Origin of the sequence: Pseudomonas sp. EMN2, from assembly GCF_009650555.1 — a bacterium.
Lineage (GTDB): Bacteria > Pseudomonadota > Gammaproteobacteria > Pseudomonadales > Pseudomonadaceae > Aquipseudomonas > Aquipseudomonas sichuanensis.
The window spans coordinates 15689-29559 of record NZ_VZZR01000074.1 but is presented as its reverse complement, the minus strand read 5'-3'; the positions used below and the strand labels follow the sequence as shown (position 1 = coordinate 29559).

Genomic DNA, 13871 nt, shown 5'->3' with positions numbered 1-13871 from the left:
GCCATGCAAGGCGCGATGATACGTCAGCAGCAACCCGTCCCCGGCCGCAGCAAGCCGGTGCCGCGCGGTGCCAGCCGACTGGTGGCCGACGAGCCCGTATCGGCGCGCCTGCCCCGTCCCAACTTCGGCGGCCTCAAGCGCCTGTTGTGGCCGGTGCTGCTGGTGGCTGCAGGCTTCGGCGCCTATGAAGGCGCCATCCGCCTGATGCCGTATGCCGACCGGCCGATCACCAAGATCGCCGTGCAGGGCGACCTCAGCTACATCAGCCAGCAGGCGGTGCAGCAGCGTATCGCGCCCTACGTGGCGGCGAGCTTCTTCACCGTCGACCTGACGGCCATGCGCGTCGAGCTGGAACAGATGCCGTGGATCGCCCACGCCGAAGTGCGCCGGGTCTGGCCGGACGAAGTGGTGATCCGCCTGGAAGAACAGTTGCCGGTGGCGCGCTGGGGGGACGAGGCCCTGCTCAACAACCAGGGCCAGGCCTTCACCCCGCGCGAGCTGGCCAACTACGAGCATCTGCCGCAGCTGTTCGGGCCGCAGCGGGCTCAGCAACAAGTCATGCAGCAGTATCAGGTATTGAGCCAGATGCTGCGCCCCATGGGCTTTTCCATCGCTCGCCTGGAGCTGCGCGAGCGAGGCAGCTGGTTCCTGACCACTGGCGCGGGCAGCGCCGGGCCAGGCATCGAACTGCTGTTGGGGCGCGACCATCTGGTGGAGAAAATGCGCCGTTTCATTGCCATTTACGACAAAACGCTTAAAGACCAGATCACCACTATTGCCCGCATCGATCTGCGTTACGCCAACGGTCTGGCCGTTGGTTGGCGGGAACCGATTGCACCGACGACGGCCCAACCCGCCGTTGCGAAGAATTAGAGAGAGGCAGGACCATGGCAAACGCGCATAGCGGCAAAATGATCGTCGGGCTGGACATCGGCACCTCCAAGGTGGTGGCGCTGGTGGGTGAAGTCGGCGAAGACGGCACCCTGGAAATCGTCGGTATCGGTACTCACCCGTCCCGCGGCCTGAAGAAGGGCGTGGTGGTGAACATCGAGTCCACCGTGCAGTCGATCCAGCGCGCCGTGGAAGAGGCCCAGCTGATGGCCGGTTGCCGCATTCACTCGGCGTTCGTCGGCGTGGCCGGCAACCACATCCGCAGCCTGAACTCCCACGGCATCGTCGCCATCCGCGATCGCGAAGTCAGCACTGCCGACCTTGAGCGCGTACTCGACGCGGCCCAGGCCGTGGCGATTCCGGCCGACCAGCGCGTGCTGCACACCCTGCCGCAGGACTACGTGATCGACAACCAGGAAGGCGTGCGCGAGCCACTGGGCATGTCCGGCGTGCGTCTGGAGGCCAAGGTCCACGTGGTCACCTGCGCGGTCAACGCCGCGCAGAACATCGAGAAGTGCGTGCGCCGCTGCGGCCTGGAAATCGACGACATCATCCTCGAGCAACTGGCCTCGGCGTACTCGGTGCTGACCGACGATGAGAAAGAGCTGGGCGTGTGCCTGGTGGACATCGGTGGCGGCACCACCGACATCGCCATCTTCACCGAAGGCGCGATCCGCCACACCGCGGTGATCCCGATCGCTGGCGACCAGGTCACCAACGACATTGCCATGGCCCTGCGCACCCCCACGCAGTACGCCGAGGAAATCAAGATCCGCTATGCCTGCGCCCTGGCCAAACTGGCTGGCGCCGGCGAGACCATCAAGGTGCCGAGCGTGGGCGACCGTCCACCGCGCGAGCTGTCGCGCCAGGCCCTGGCCGAGGTCGTCGAGCCCCGTTACGACGAGCTCTTCACCCTGATCCAGGCCGAGCTGCGCCGCAGCGGCTACGAGGACCTGGTGCCGGCCGGCATCGTCCTCACCGGCGGTACCGCGAAGATGGAAGGCGCCGTGGAACTGGCCGAGGAAATCTTCCACATGCCGGTACGCCTGGGCGTACCGCACAGCGTTCGGGGGCTGAGCGACGTGGTGCGCAACCCGATCTATTCCACCGGCGTGGGCCTGCTTACCTACGGGCTGCAGAAGCAGTCCGAGGACCTGTCCCTGACCGGTATCAGCAACAGCAGCAACAACAGCTATGGCGATGAACCGAAGGCTCCGGTGCTTGAACGACTCAAGCGTTGGGTCCAGGGCAACTTCTAAGTTTCAAAGCAGTAGTGGTAGGCGCAACAACTAGAGAACTGTAAGGAGAGGGAAAATGTTCGAGCTCGTAGACAACGTCCCGCAAAGCCCGGTCATCAAGGTGATCGGTGTGGGCGGTGGCGGCGGCAACGCCGTCAACCACATGGTCAAAAGCAACATTGAAGGCGTCGAGTTCATCTGCGCCAACACGGATGCCCAGGCGCTGAAAAACATCGGCGCGCGCACCATTCTGCAACTGGGTACCGGCGTGACCAAGGGCCTGGGTGCAGGTGCCAACCCGGAAGTCGGCCGTCAGGCCGCGCTGGAAGACCGTGAGCGCATCGCCGAAGTGCTGCAGGGCACCAACATGGTGTTCATCACCACCGGCATGGGTGGCGGTACCGGTACCGGTGCTGCGCCGATCATCGCCGAAGTGGCCAAGGAAATGGGCATCCTCACCGTTGCGGTGGTGACCCGTCCGTTCCCGTTCGAAGGCCGCAAGCGCATGCAGATCGCCGACGAAGGCATCCGCATGCTGGCTGACAGCGTCGACTCGCTGATCACCATCCCCAACGAGAAGCTGCTGACCATCCTGGGCAAGGATGCCAGCCTGCTGTCCGCCTTCGCCAAGGCCGACGACGTGCTGGCCGGCGCCGTGCGCGGTATCTCCGACATCATCAAGCGCCCTGGCATGATCAACGTCGACTTTGCCGACGTGCGCACCGTGATGAGCGAAATGGGCATGGCCATGATGGGTACCGGTTGCGCCAGCGGCCCGAACCGCGCCCGTGAAGCCACCGAGGCGGCGATCCGCAACCCGCTGCTCGAAGACGTCAACCTGCAGGGCGCCCGCGGCATCCTGGTGAACATCACCGCCGGCCCGGACCTGTCGCTGGGCGAGTACTCCGACGTGGGTAGCATCATCGAAGCCTTCGCCTCCGACCACGCCATGGTCAAGGTGGGTACCGTGATCGATCCGGACATGCGCGACGAACTGCACGTGACCGTGGTCGCCACTGGCCTGGGTGCGCGCATCGAGAAGCCGGTCAAGGTGGTCGACAACACCCTGCAGACCGCTCAGCAGGTTTACGAGTCCTCCAACCCGGCCCCGGTTCGCCAGGAGCAGCCAGCGGTGAACTACCGTGACCTGGAGCGTCCGACCGTGATGCGCAACCAGGCCCATGCAGGTGCCGCGGCGGCCGCTAAACTCAACCCACAGGACGATCTGGACTACCTGGATATCCCTGCGTTCCTGCGTCGTCAGGCCGATTGATGGAATTTATCAGGGGTATAAGGGTGATTGGTGTTCAGCAAAGGCCGGGTCTGTTATCATCCCCAGCCTTTGTTGATACCTGTTCGCATTATTTGCGCTGAAGCGGCCAATGCCATGATTAGACAACGCACCCTGAAGAATACCATCCGTGCCACGGGCGTCGGCCTGCACTCCGGGGAGAAGGTCTACCTGACCCTCAAGCCTGCGCCTGTCGACACCGGCATCGTCTTCCGCCGCGCCGACCTCGACCCTGTGGTCGAAATCCCGGCGCGCGCGGCCAACGTCGGCGAGACCACCATGTCTACGACGCTGGTCAACGGTGACGTCAAAGTCGATACGGTCGAGCACCTGCTCTCCGCCATGGCGGGCCTGGGCATCGATAACGCCTACGTCGAGCTCTCCGCCTCGGAAGTGCCGATCATGGATGGCAGCGCCGGACCTTTCGTATTCCTGATCCAATCGGCCGGCCTGGAAGAACAGGACGCACCGAAGAAGTTCATTCGCATCCTGCGCGAAGTGACAGTGGAAGAGGGCGACAAGCGCGCCACTTTCCTGCCGTTCGACGGGTTCAAGGTGAGCTTCGAGATCGACTTCGATCACCCGGTCCTCAAGTGCCAGACCCAGAGCGCGTCTGTAGACTTCTCCAGCACCTCGTTCGTGAAGGAAGTCAGCCGCGCCCGGACCTTCGGGTTCATGCGTGACATCGAGTACCTGCGCAAGCACAACCTTGCGCTGGGCGGCAGTGTCGAGAACGCCATCGTGGTCGATGAGACCGGCGTCCTCAACGAAGACGGCCTTCGCTCCGAAGACGAATTCGTCAAGCACAAGATTCTCGATGCCATCGGCGACCTTTATCTGCTGGGCAACAGCCTGATCGGCGAGTTCAAGGGCTACAAGTCCGGTCACTCGTTGAACAACCAGCTGCTGCGCAAGCTGATTACTGAAACCGACGCCTGGGAAGTGGTGTTCTTCGAAGATGCCAGCACGGCACCGATCTCGTACATGCGCCCTGTTGCGGCTGTGTAAGTTCGAACACTCTCTAGTTGTTGATCAAGGCCACCTTCGGGTGGCCTTTTTTATTTTTCTTCCAGTCGCTGCACGGCTCCTGCAGGCCTCGCGGTCAGCTCGGGCGTTTTCAGTCTTTGTTCTGGGCGTGCGCGGCCAGTCGTTCCAGTGCGGCCTTGAGCCTCGGGTCGCTGATGCCTTCGGCTGAGCAGCGGATACTTTCGGCGGCATTCTCCGACAGCTCCGGTCCCTGTCCCTTGCGTTTGGCCGACACCAGCGGCGGCTGCACCTTGAACAGGATCCGCGTCAGGTTGGCAAAGGCTTCCAGCGCCAGCAATTGACGCTGCAGGCGCTTCTGCTGGTAGCGCAGGCGGGTGGCCCAGTGGCCGTCGGTGACCACCAGCAGCAAGGTGCCCTCTTTCCACGACGCCACATGGCAATGCTCGCGGGCGGCCGGTTGCAACTGGCTTTCCAGCAGACGCTGCAGATGTTCCAGGCGCTCGGCCTGGTTGAGCAACAGGCGCAGTGGCCGGGCCTTGCGCAGCAGGTCGGCGGGCGGGCGGGCGGGGGAGGGTTTGTAGGCCATGGGGGCACGCGAAGGGTTGCAAGAGCGGCAGTCTAACAGTTGCGGCCTCATCGCGGGGCAAGCCCGCTCCCACGCGTCACCGTGGGAGCGGGCTTGCCCCGCGATAGCGTTCGATCAGGCAGTGGCAGTCAATTATTGATGCAAGTCATTCTCGATACGTTTCATCTTCCGCCACCTTGAACTTGGCGAAAAAGCCCTTATGTTAGGCAGGCCCCATACATACGCTGTGCCAGTATCGTGGAAATCCACCACTTTCCTCACAATCGTTTCCGGGTAGAATGCTCGTTCGCATGCGGCCTCTGGGCTGCACGGGCGACTCATGGGGCCGCCCTCCATCCCTACGTGTGGAAGATCCTGCCGATATGTTTGCGCCTTTGTTAAAGAAACTTTTTGGAAGCAAGAACGAGCGCGAGATCAAACGCCTGCTCAAGACGGTGAGCACCGTCAATGCCTTCGAAGAGAAGATGGTGGCCCTCTCCGACGAACAGCTGCGGGGCAAGACCGCAGAGTTCAAAGAGCGCCTGGCCAAAGGCGAAACCCTCGACCAGTTGTTGCCTGAAGCGTTCGCCGTGGCCCGTGAGGCCGGCAAGCGCGTGATGGGCATGCGTCACTTCGACGTTCAGCTGATCGGCGGTATGACCCTGCACGAAGGCATGATCGCAGAAATGCGTACCGGTGAAGGCAAGACCTTGGTCGGTACCCTGGCCGTTTATCTCAACGCGCTGTCCGGCAAGGGTGTGCACGTGGTCACGGTCAACGACTACCTGGCCCGCCGCGACGCCAACTGGATGCGCCCGCTGTACGAATTCCTCGGCCTGACCGTGGGTATCGTTTCGGCATTCCAGCCGCCGGAAGAAAAACGCGCCGCCTACGCCGCCGATATCACCTACGGCACCAACAACGAATTCGGCTTCGACTACCTGCGCGACAACATGGCGTTCAGCGTCGACGAGAAGTTCCAGCGTGAGCTGAACTTCGCCGTGATCGACGAAGTCGACTCCATCCTCATCGACGAAGCGCGTACCCCGCTGATCATCTCCGGTCAGGCCGAAGACAGCTCCAAGCTGTACATCGAGATCAACCGCCTGATCCCGCGCCTCACCCAGCACATCGAGGAAGTCGAAGGCCAGGTGACCCAAGAGGGCCACTACAGCATCGACGAGAAGAGCCGCCAGGTCGAACTCAACGAGGCCGGCCACCAGTTCATCGAGGACATGCTCACCCAGTCCGGCCTGCTGGCCGAGGGCGAGAGCCTGTACTCCGCGCATAACCTGGGCCTCTTGACCCACGTCTACGCCGGCCTGCGTGCGCACAAGCTGTTCCACCGCAACGTCGAGTACATCGTCCAGGAAGGCCAGATCCTCCTGATCGACGAGCACACCGGCCGTACCATGCCGGGCCGTCGCCTGTCCGAAGGCCTGCACCAGGCCATCGAAGCGAAGGAAAACCTGAACATCCAGGCCGAAAGCCAGACCCTGGCGTCGACCACCTTCCAGAACTACTTCCGCCTCTACACCAAGCTGTCCGGCATGACCGGTACCGCCGATACCGAAGCGTTCGAGTTCGCCCAGATCTACGCCCTCAACGTGATGGTAATCCCACCGAACAAGCCGTTGGCCCGTAAGGACTTCAACGACCTGGTGTACCTGACCGCCGATGAGAAGTACGCCGCGATCATCGCCGACATCAAGGAAAGCATGGCCCAGGGCCGCCCTGTGCTGGTCGGTACCGCGACCATCGAAACCTCCGAGCACATGTCCAACCTGCTCAAGAAGGAAGGTATCGATCACAAGGTCCTGAACGCCAAGTACCACGAAAAAGAAGCCGAGATCATCGCCCAAGCCGGTGCCCCGGGTGCGCTGACCATCGCCACCAACATGGCCGGCCGTGGTACTGACATCCTGCTCGGCGGTAACTGGGAGGCCGAAGTCGCCGCCCTGGAAAACCCGAGCGCCGAGCAGATCGCCAAGATCAAGGCCGACTGGCAGAAGCGTCACCAGCAGGTCCTGGAAGCCGGTGGCCTGCACGTGATCGCCTCCGAGCGCCACGAATCGCGCCGTATCGACAACCAGCTGCGTGGCCGTGCCGGTCGTCAGGGCGACGCCGGCTCCAGCCGCTTCTACCTGTCGCTCGAAGACAGCCTGATGCGCATCTTCGCCTCCGACCGGGTGAAGAACTTCATGAAGGCCTTGGGCATGCAGTCCGGTGAAGCCATCGAGCACCGCATGGTCACCAACGCCATCGAAAAGGCCCAGCGCAAGGTCGAAGGCCGCAACTTCGATATTCGTAAGCAACTGCTCGAATACGACGACGTGGCCAACGAACAGCGCAAGGTGATCTACCACATGCGCAACAGCCTGCTGGCCGCCGAAAACATCGGCGACACCATCGCCGAATTCCGCCAGGAAGTGCTCGATGCCACCATCAGCCAGCACATTCCGCCGCAGTCGCTGCCTGAGCAGTGGGACGTTGCCGGCCTCGAGGCTTCGCTGGCCAGCGATTTCGCGATCAAGCTGCCGATCCAGCAGTGGCTGGACGAGGACGATCATCTCTACGAGGAAACCCTTCGCGAGAAGTTGATCACCGAGATCACCAGCGCCTACAACGAGAAAGAGGACCAGGCTGGCGAAGACGCGCTGCGTACCTTCGAGAAGCAGATCCTGTTGCGTGTCCTGGACGACCTGTGGAAAGACCACCTGTCGACCATGGACCACCTGCGTCACGGCATTCACCTGCGCGGTTATGCGCAGAAGAACCCGAAGCAGGAGTACAAGCGCGAGTCGTTCACCCTGTTCCAGGAACTGCTCGACTCGATCAAGCGCGACACTATCCGCGTGCTGTCGCACGTTCAGGTACGCCGCGAAGACCCGGTCGAAGAAGAAGCCCGCCTGCGCCGCGAAGCCGAGGAGCTGGCCAGCCGCATGCAGTTCCAGCACGCTGCCGCCCCTGGCCTGGAAAGCGAGCAACATGCTGAAGAAGGCGCCGAAGTCGCCGTGGCCGCCGCGCCTGTGCGCAACGACCTCAAGCTGGGCCGCAACGAGCCGTGCTGGTGTGGTTCGGGCAAGAAATTCAAGCACTGCCATGGTCAGATCGAGTGATCTGATCTCATCATTGGCTTGAGATCCCGGGGCTGCGTCGCAGCCCATCGCGACACAAGGCCGCTCCTACAGGAATCGCAACAACCCTGTAGGAGCGGCCTTGTGCCGCGAAAGGGCCGCACAACGGCCCCAATTCCCCACGTATTTTCTAGGAGCGCTCTAATGGCTGTTGGTCTTGGTCCTTTGCCCACCCTGCACCCGGTTCCCGGTTTCGAACTCGGCATCGCCTCGGCGGGCATCAAGCGCCCTGGGCGCAAGGATGTGGTGGTGATGCGCTGTGCCGAAGGCTCCAGCGTTGCTGGCGTGTTCACCCTCAACGCGTTCTGCGCCGCACCGGTGATCCTCTCCAAGCAGCGCGTGCAGGGCACCGTGCGCTACCTGCTGACCAACACCGGCAATGCCAACGCCGGCACCGGCGCCCCAGGCCTGGCGGCCGCCGAGCGCACTTGCGCCAAACTGGCCGAACTGACCGGCGTGCCTGCCGAGTCGGTACTGCCGTTCTCCACCGGCGTGATCGGTGAGCCGCTGCCGGTCGAGAAGATCGAAGGCGCGTTGCAGGCAGCCCTCGACAACCTGTCCGAGAACCACTGGGCCGAAGCCGCTACCGGCATCATGACCACCGACACCCTGCCCAAGGGGGCCAGCCGCCAGTTCCAATTCGACGGCAAGACCATCACCGTCACCGGTATCAGCAAAGGCGCCGGCATGATCCGCCCGAACATGGCCACCATGCTCGGCTACATCGCCACCGACGCCAAGGTCGCACCGCAGGTACTCAAGGACCTGATGCTCGACGGTGCCAACAAGTCGTTCAACCGCATCACCATCGACGGCGACACCTCGACCAACGACTGCTGCATGCTGATCGCCACCGGCAAGGCCGACGTGCCGGAAGTGACCGAAGCCCGCGGCGAACTGTTCGAGGCGCTGAAAAAGGCCGTGTTCGAAGTGTGCATGGACGTGGCCCAGGCCATCGTGCGTGACGGCGAAGGCGCCACCAAGTTCGTCACCGTGCAAGTCAATGGCGGCGGCAACCACCAGGAATGCCTGGACGTCGGCTACGCTGTGGCCCACTCGCCGCTGATCAAGACCGCGCTGTTCGCCTCCGACCCGAACTGGGGCCGCATCCTTGCTGCCGTAGGTCGTGCCGGTGTGCCAGAGCTGGATGTCAGCCTGATCGACGTGTACCTCGACAACGTGTGCATCGCCAGCCAGGGCGGTCGCAGCCCGAGCTACACCGAGGCGCAGGGTTCGGCAGTGATGGCCCAGGAAGAGATCACCATCCGCATCGAGCTGGGCCGTGGCCAGTGCAGCGAAACCATCTGGACTACCGACCTGTCCCACGAATACGTGAAGATCAACGCCGAATACCGCACCTGATCCGCCCCATCGAGTGGCAAGCCCGCTCCCACGCTAGTTACCCACTCTAGCGTGGGAGCGGGCTTGCCCCGCGATGCTCCCTCTGCCATGCAACATGGAGCCGCCCCATGAGCTATCACCTGATCATCGGCGACAAGCTATATTCCTCCTGGTCGCTGCGCGGCGCCCTGGCCCTCGAACTGGCCGGCGTCCCCTACGAAGAAACCCTGATCAAACTCAATCAGCCCGATACCCGTCAGCGCATTCTCGCGTTCTCGGCCACCGGCAAGGTGCCGCTGCTCAAGACCGGACACGGTGTGATCGCCGATTCCCTGGCCATCGCCGAGTACCTCAACGAGCAGCACCCCGAGGCCAGGCTCTGGCCCGAGGACGTTGCCGCCCGTGCCCAGGCGCGTTCGGCCTGCGCGCAGATGCACAGCGGCTTCTTCGCCCTGCGCGGTACCATGCCGTTCGACCTGGCCCGTGATCAGGCGCTGGATGAGCTGCCACTGGACGTGCAGGTCGATATCGACCGCATGGTCGCCTTGTGGAGCGAATGCCGCGTGGTGGCCAAGGACAATGGTCCGTTCCTGTTTGGCCGCCCGACCCTGGCCGATGCGTTCTTCGCCCCGGTGGCCGTGCGCCTGCGCACCTACCGCGTTGAAGTGCCCGCCGAAGCGGCCGCCTACATCGAGACCATTTACCAATGGCCAGCCTTCCAGGCCTGGCAGAAAGCTGGCCTGGCGGAGCGTGAAGGGTGAAACGGATTCATGTAGTGGCAGCGGTCATTCGTGGCGCCGACGGGCGCATTCTCATCGCCCGCCGTGCCGACACCCAGCACCAGGGCGGCCTGTGGGAGTTTCCCGGCGGCAAGCTGGAGGAGGGCGAGGGCGTCGAGGCGGCGCTGGCCCGTGAGCTGCGTGAAGAGCTGGGTATCGAGGTCAGCCGTTCGCGGCCACTGATCAAGGTCAGCCACGACTACCCGGACAAGCAGGTGCTGCTGGACGTGCGCGAGGTGGATGCCTTCACCGGCGAGCCCCATGGCGCGGAAGGCCAGCCGTTGGCCTGGGTGGCGCCACGCGACCTGGGCCAGTACGACTTCCCTGAAGCCAACAAGCCGATCGTCGCCGCCGCGCGCCTGCCGGATCAGTACCTGATCACGCCGGACGGGCTGGAGGTGCCGGAGCTGCTCAAGGGCATCCAGAAGGCCGTGGCCAGTGGGATCAAGCTGATCCAGCTGCGTGCCCCGGACATGTACGACCCCAAGTACCGTGACGTTGCCGTGGATGCGGTCGGCCTGTGCGCAGGCAAGGCACAGCTGATGCTCAAGGGGCCGTTGGAGTGGCTGGGCGACTTCCCGGCGGCAGGTTGGCATCTGACTGCGGCGCAGCTGCGCAAGTACGCCGCCAAGGGCCGACCGTTCCCGGAGAACCGCTGGCTGGCGGCGTCCTGCCACAGCGCCGAAGAGCTGGCGCTGGCCGAGCAGATGGGCGTGGATTTCGTCACCCTGTCGCCGGTGCAGGCGACCCAGACCCATCCGGATGCCACACCGCTCGGTTGGGATGAGGCGCAGCGCTTGATTGGCACGATCAGCCGCCCGGTGTTCCTGTTGGGTGGGGTCGGGCCGGGTGAGCGGGAGCAGGCATGGGATGCCGGTGCTCAGGGCGTAGCGGGGATTCGGGCGTTCTGGCCTGAGATCTGAGTGCGCTGGCAATCGCGGGGCAAGTCGGGGCGCCGAACCGCCGCTCCCACGCTAGTTACACACTCTAGCGTGGGAGCGGGCTTGCCCCGCGATGCTTTTCAGGCAGGCTTTGTGGCTGCCTGCCACAGCACTTCGGCTACACCCTGCCGCCGCCCGATGATCCGCGCTGCGACGAACAGCAGATCGGAAAGCCGGTTGATATACGCCAACCCCACGCCCTCCAACGGCTCCACCGCATTCAACTGCTGACACCGCCGCTCCGCCGCCCGCGCCTGGCTGCGGCACACATGCGCCTGGGCCACCAGCGTCGAACCGCCCGGCAAGATGAAGTTCTTCAACGGCCCCACTTCGTCGTTCCAGTGATCGATGGCCGCTTCGAGGCGCTCGACCTCGGCAGCGTTCAATGCCTGATAACTGGGCATGGCCAGTTCGCCCCCCAGGTCGAACAAGCGGTGCTGACACGGCGCCAGCACCTCGACCAGCTCATCCAGCCCGGCCTCCGCCAATCCTGCCAGCAACACCCCAAGCTGGCTGTTGAGGCTGTCCACCTCGCCGATCGCCTCGATCCGCGGATGGTCCTTGGGCACCCGGCGGCCATCGCCCAGGCCGGTTTCACCCTTGTCGCCGGTGCGGGTGTAGATCTTCGACAGGCGATAGCCCATATCACGTCTCCGTTTTGCTGGTGGCCGGCAGGCCGAGGGGCAGGCGCAGGGTGAAGCAGGTGCCCTGGCCGGGCGTGGAGTGCACTTCCATCTGCCCTTTGTGGTTGTTCGTAATGATGAAGTACGAGACCGACAGCCCAAGGCCGGTGCCCTGGCCGATCTCCTTGGTGGTGAAGAACGGCTCGAAGGTGCGCTTGCGCACGGCCTCGGGCATGCCCACGCCATTGTCCTCCACCTGGATTTCCGCCCAGGGCGGGTTAAGCCGGGTGCGCAGGGTGATGCGCCCCGGCTCGCTGGGCTGCGGGCGCTGGTGGATGGCTTGGGCGGCGTTCTTCAGCAGGTTGAGCAGTACCTGCTCCAGCTCGTTGGCGGTGCCGGGCACAGCGCCGAGCTGCGGGTCGAACTGGCGGACGATGGCTTGGCCCTTGAAGTCGAAGCCGATGGCCAGGTCGAAGTCGTTGCCGGCGATCTCCACCGCCTGGTCGATCAGCGCCGGCAGGTCGCAAGGCGCCAGCTGACGGTTGCTGAGGCGGCTGAAACTGAGCATGTGGGTGACGATCTTCGCCGCCCGGGCACCGGCCTGCTGAATGCCGTCGAGCAGTTGCGGCACTTCGCGGCTGTCCAGGTAGCGGTTGACGGCCGGCAGGTCCAGGCCCAGCTCGGTGGCCTGTTCCAGGTTGCGCGGCAGCTCCGGCGACAGGCGCCGGCGGATGTTCTGCACGTTGTGCAGGATCGCCCCCAGCGGGTTGTTGATCTCATGGGCCATGCCCGCCGCCAGGCCACCGACCGAGAGCATCTTCTCCGACTGCACCATCATTTCTTCCAGCGACAGGCGCTGGGTGATGTCGTCGATACGGATCACCACGCCACGGCCGCCGCCGCCGGTCAGTGGGTAGAAGGTCAGGGCGTAGTGGCGCAGGTCATCGCCCTTGGGCCAGGTGACCCGCTCGATCTTCGCCACCCGGTGCTTCTCGACGCTTTCCTTGAGCTGCGGCAAGAACGGCTTGAGCGGCGTGAAGGCAAGGAAGATCGGCTGGTTCAGCGCTTCGTCCAGCGGCGTGCCGGAAAGCACCGTGGCTTCGTGGTTCCACTGGGTGACGTAGAGCTGCTCGTCGAGGGCGATCAGCGCCGAGGGCATGGAGTCGATGATGCTGTTCAGATAGTTCTGGAAGCCCGTGAGTTTCTTTTCGATCTTGCTGCGCACCTGGACTTCCAGCTCCAGCTTGCGGTTGGTGTGGCGGGTTTCTTCCGCCAGGCCCTGGGCCTGGTCGTAGGCCTGCTGGAACTCGTCGCGGGCACCCTTGAGCTGCTGCTCGCGGGCTTCGATGCGCGACAGCATGGTGTTGAAGGCATCGGCCAGGCTGCCGATCTCGTCATCGTTGCCGCGCTGGGCCCGCAGGGCGTAGCTCTCTTCCCGGGTGACCTGGCGCGACAGTTCTTCGAGGTTGTTGATCGGCAGGGTGATCAAGCGCTTGATCTGCCGGGCGATGACCAGCCATAGCAGGATGCTGAATACCAGGATCGCCAGGCTGGCGGAGAGGGTGCCGGTGTAGAACGCCATCGGCAGCTCGCTGCTGGCCACCAGCAGCAGGTGCGCGGGCGGGTTGGCGTTGCGCGGCAGGCGGATCAGCTGGGTACTGCGAAACTCCATCAGGCGCCAGCCGTCGATGTTGCGATAACGCTTGGGCAGGGTGAGGGCGTCGCCGTGCTGGAGCTGGGCGAGCATCTGCCCATCGCCACCGTAGATGGCCGCCGCGCGCAACGGCGAGTAGCTGTCGAGCTCCTTGAGCAGGGCGCTGGCGGTCTCCGGGGAGTCGCCGGCCCGGGAGGACAACTGCGGGTTGGACACCAGCTTGCCGATGGTCTGCAGCGCCTGGGGCGCCATGCTTTCCTGGGTGATCCAGTAGGCGGCGCTGATGAACGCCAGGTTAGCGACCAGCAATATGGTGACCAGCAGCACCAGCAGGGCCGCCAGCAGTTTCTGCCCGACCGGGAGGTTTTCCAGGCGTTGGCGCAGGCTCATGAGTCAGGGGGTATCCATGTCCGGTGGATGGGCC

11 protein-coding genes are annotated in these 13871 nt (G+C 64.0%); 8 read left to right on the top strand and 3 right to left on the bottom strand.

Translation table 11 applies throughout. From position 1 onward, the window contains the following. Positions 1-3 precede the first annotated feature (3 nt). The 4 genes from F6X61_RS20565 to lpxC all read left to right on the top strand — a co-directional run bounded on the left by F6X61_RS20565 (position 4) and on the right by lpxC (position 4428). Positions 4-873 (top strand): cell division protein FtsQ/DivIB, encoded by an 870-nt coding sequence (locus tag F6X61_RS20565; protein ID WP_153788216.1) that lies wholly within the window; start codon positions 4-6, stop codon positions 871-873. 14 nt (positions 874-887) lie between these two features. Beyond that, a complete protein-coding gene (gene ftsA, locus F6X61_RS20560; RefSeq protein WP_110991616.1) occupies positions 888-2150 on the top strand; it encodes a cell division protein FtsA in 1263 nt (420 codons plus the stop codon). A 55-nt stretch (positions 2151-2205) separates the two neighbouring features. Next, positions 2206-3402: a cell division protein FtsZ gene (gene ftsZ, locus F6X61_RS20555; protein WP_110991615.1), complete on the top strand. Its 1197-nt coding sequence runs from the start codon at positions 2206-2208 to the stop codon at positions 3400-3402. A 114-nt stretch (positions 3403-3516) separates the two neighbouring features. Beyond that, entirely contained in the window at positions 3517-4428 is a 912-nt protein-coding gene (gene lpxC, locus F6X61_RS20550) for a UDP-3-O-acyl-N-acetylglucosamine deacetylase (protein ID WP_153788214.1), read from the top strand. A gap of 109 nt (positions 4429-4537) precedes the next feature. Here lpxC and F6X61_RS20545 read toward each other — a convergent pair whose 3' ends face one another. Next, positions 4538-4993 (bottom strand): DUF721 domain-containing protein, encoded by a 456-nt coding sequence (locus tag F6X61_RS20545; RefSeq protein ID WP_153788212.1) that lies wholly within the window; start codon positions 4991-4993, stop codon positions 4538-4540. A gap of 362 nt (positions 4994-5355) precedes the next feature. On the opposite strand from F6X61_RS20545, the gene secA reads away from it, so the two are divergent. The 4 genes from secA to F6X61_RS20525 all read left to right on the top strand — a co-directional run bounded on the left by secA (position 5356) and on the right by F6X61_RS20525 (position 11152). Further along, positions 5356-8091: a preprotein translocase subunit SecA gene (gene secA / locus F6X61_RS20540; protein ID WP_153788211.1), complete on the top strand. Its 2736-nt coding sequence runs from the start codon at positions 5356-5358 to the stop codon at positions 8089-8091. Positions 8092-8253: 162 nt separating this feature from the next. Beyond that, positions 8254-9471: a bifunctional glutamate N-acetyltransferase/amino-acid acetyltransferase ArgJ gene (gene argJ / locus F6X61_RS20535; RefSeq protein WP_125462728.1), complete on the top strand. Its 1218-nt coding sequence runs from the start codon at positions 8254-8256 to the stop codon at positions 9469-9471. Between the two features lie 107 nt (positions 9472-9578). Further along, the gene (locus F6X61_RS20530; RefSeq protein ID WP_153788209.1) at positions 9579-10211 is read left to right on the top strand and encodes a glutathione S-transferase family protein; all 633 of its coding nucleotides are present in this window, start codon (positions 9579-9581) and stop codon (positions 10209-10211) included. Further along, positions 10208-11152 carry a Nudix family hydrolase gene (locus F6X61_RS20525; protein WP_153788207.1) on the top strand — a complete coding sequence of 315 codons (945 nt, stop codon included), beginning with the start codon at positions 10208-10210 and terminating at the stop codon, positions 11150-11152. Before F6X61_RS20530 ends, F6X61_RS20525 begins: the two co-directional genes overlap by 4 nt. 98 nt (positions 11153-11250) lie before the next feature. Here the strand turns inward: F6X61_RS20525 and F6X61_RS20520 are convergent, their stop codons facing one another. Both F6X61_RS20520 and F6X61_RS20515 read right to left on the bottom strand, forming a co-directional pair. Continuing rightward, a complete protein-coding gene (locus F6X61_RS20520; RefSeq protein ID WP_153788205.1) occupies positions 11251-11814 on the bottom strand; it encodes a cob(I)yrinic acid a,c-diamide adenosyltransferase in 564 nt (187 codons plus the stop codon). Position 11815: 1 nt separating this feature from the next. Next, positions 11816-13837 (bottom strand): ATP-binding protein, encoded by a 2022-nt coding sequence (locus tag F6X61_RS20515; RefSeq protein WP_153788203.1) that lies wholly within the window; start codon positions 13835-13837, stop codon positions 11816-11818. Between the last annotated feature and the right edge of the window lie 34 nt (positions 13838-13871).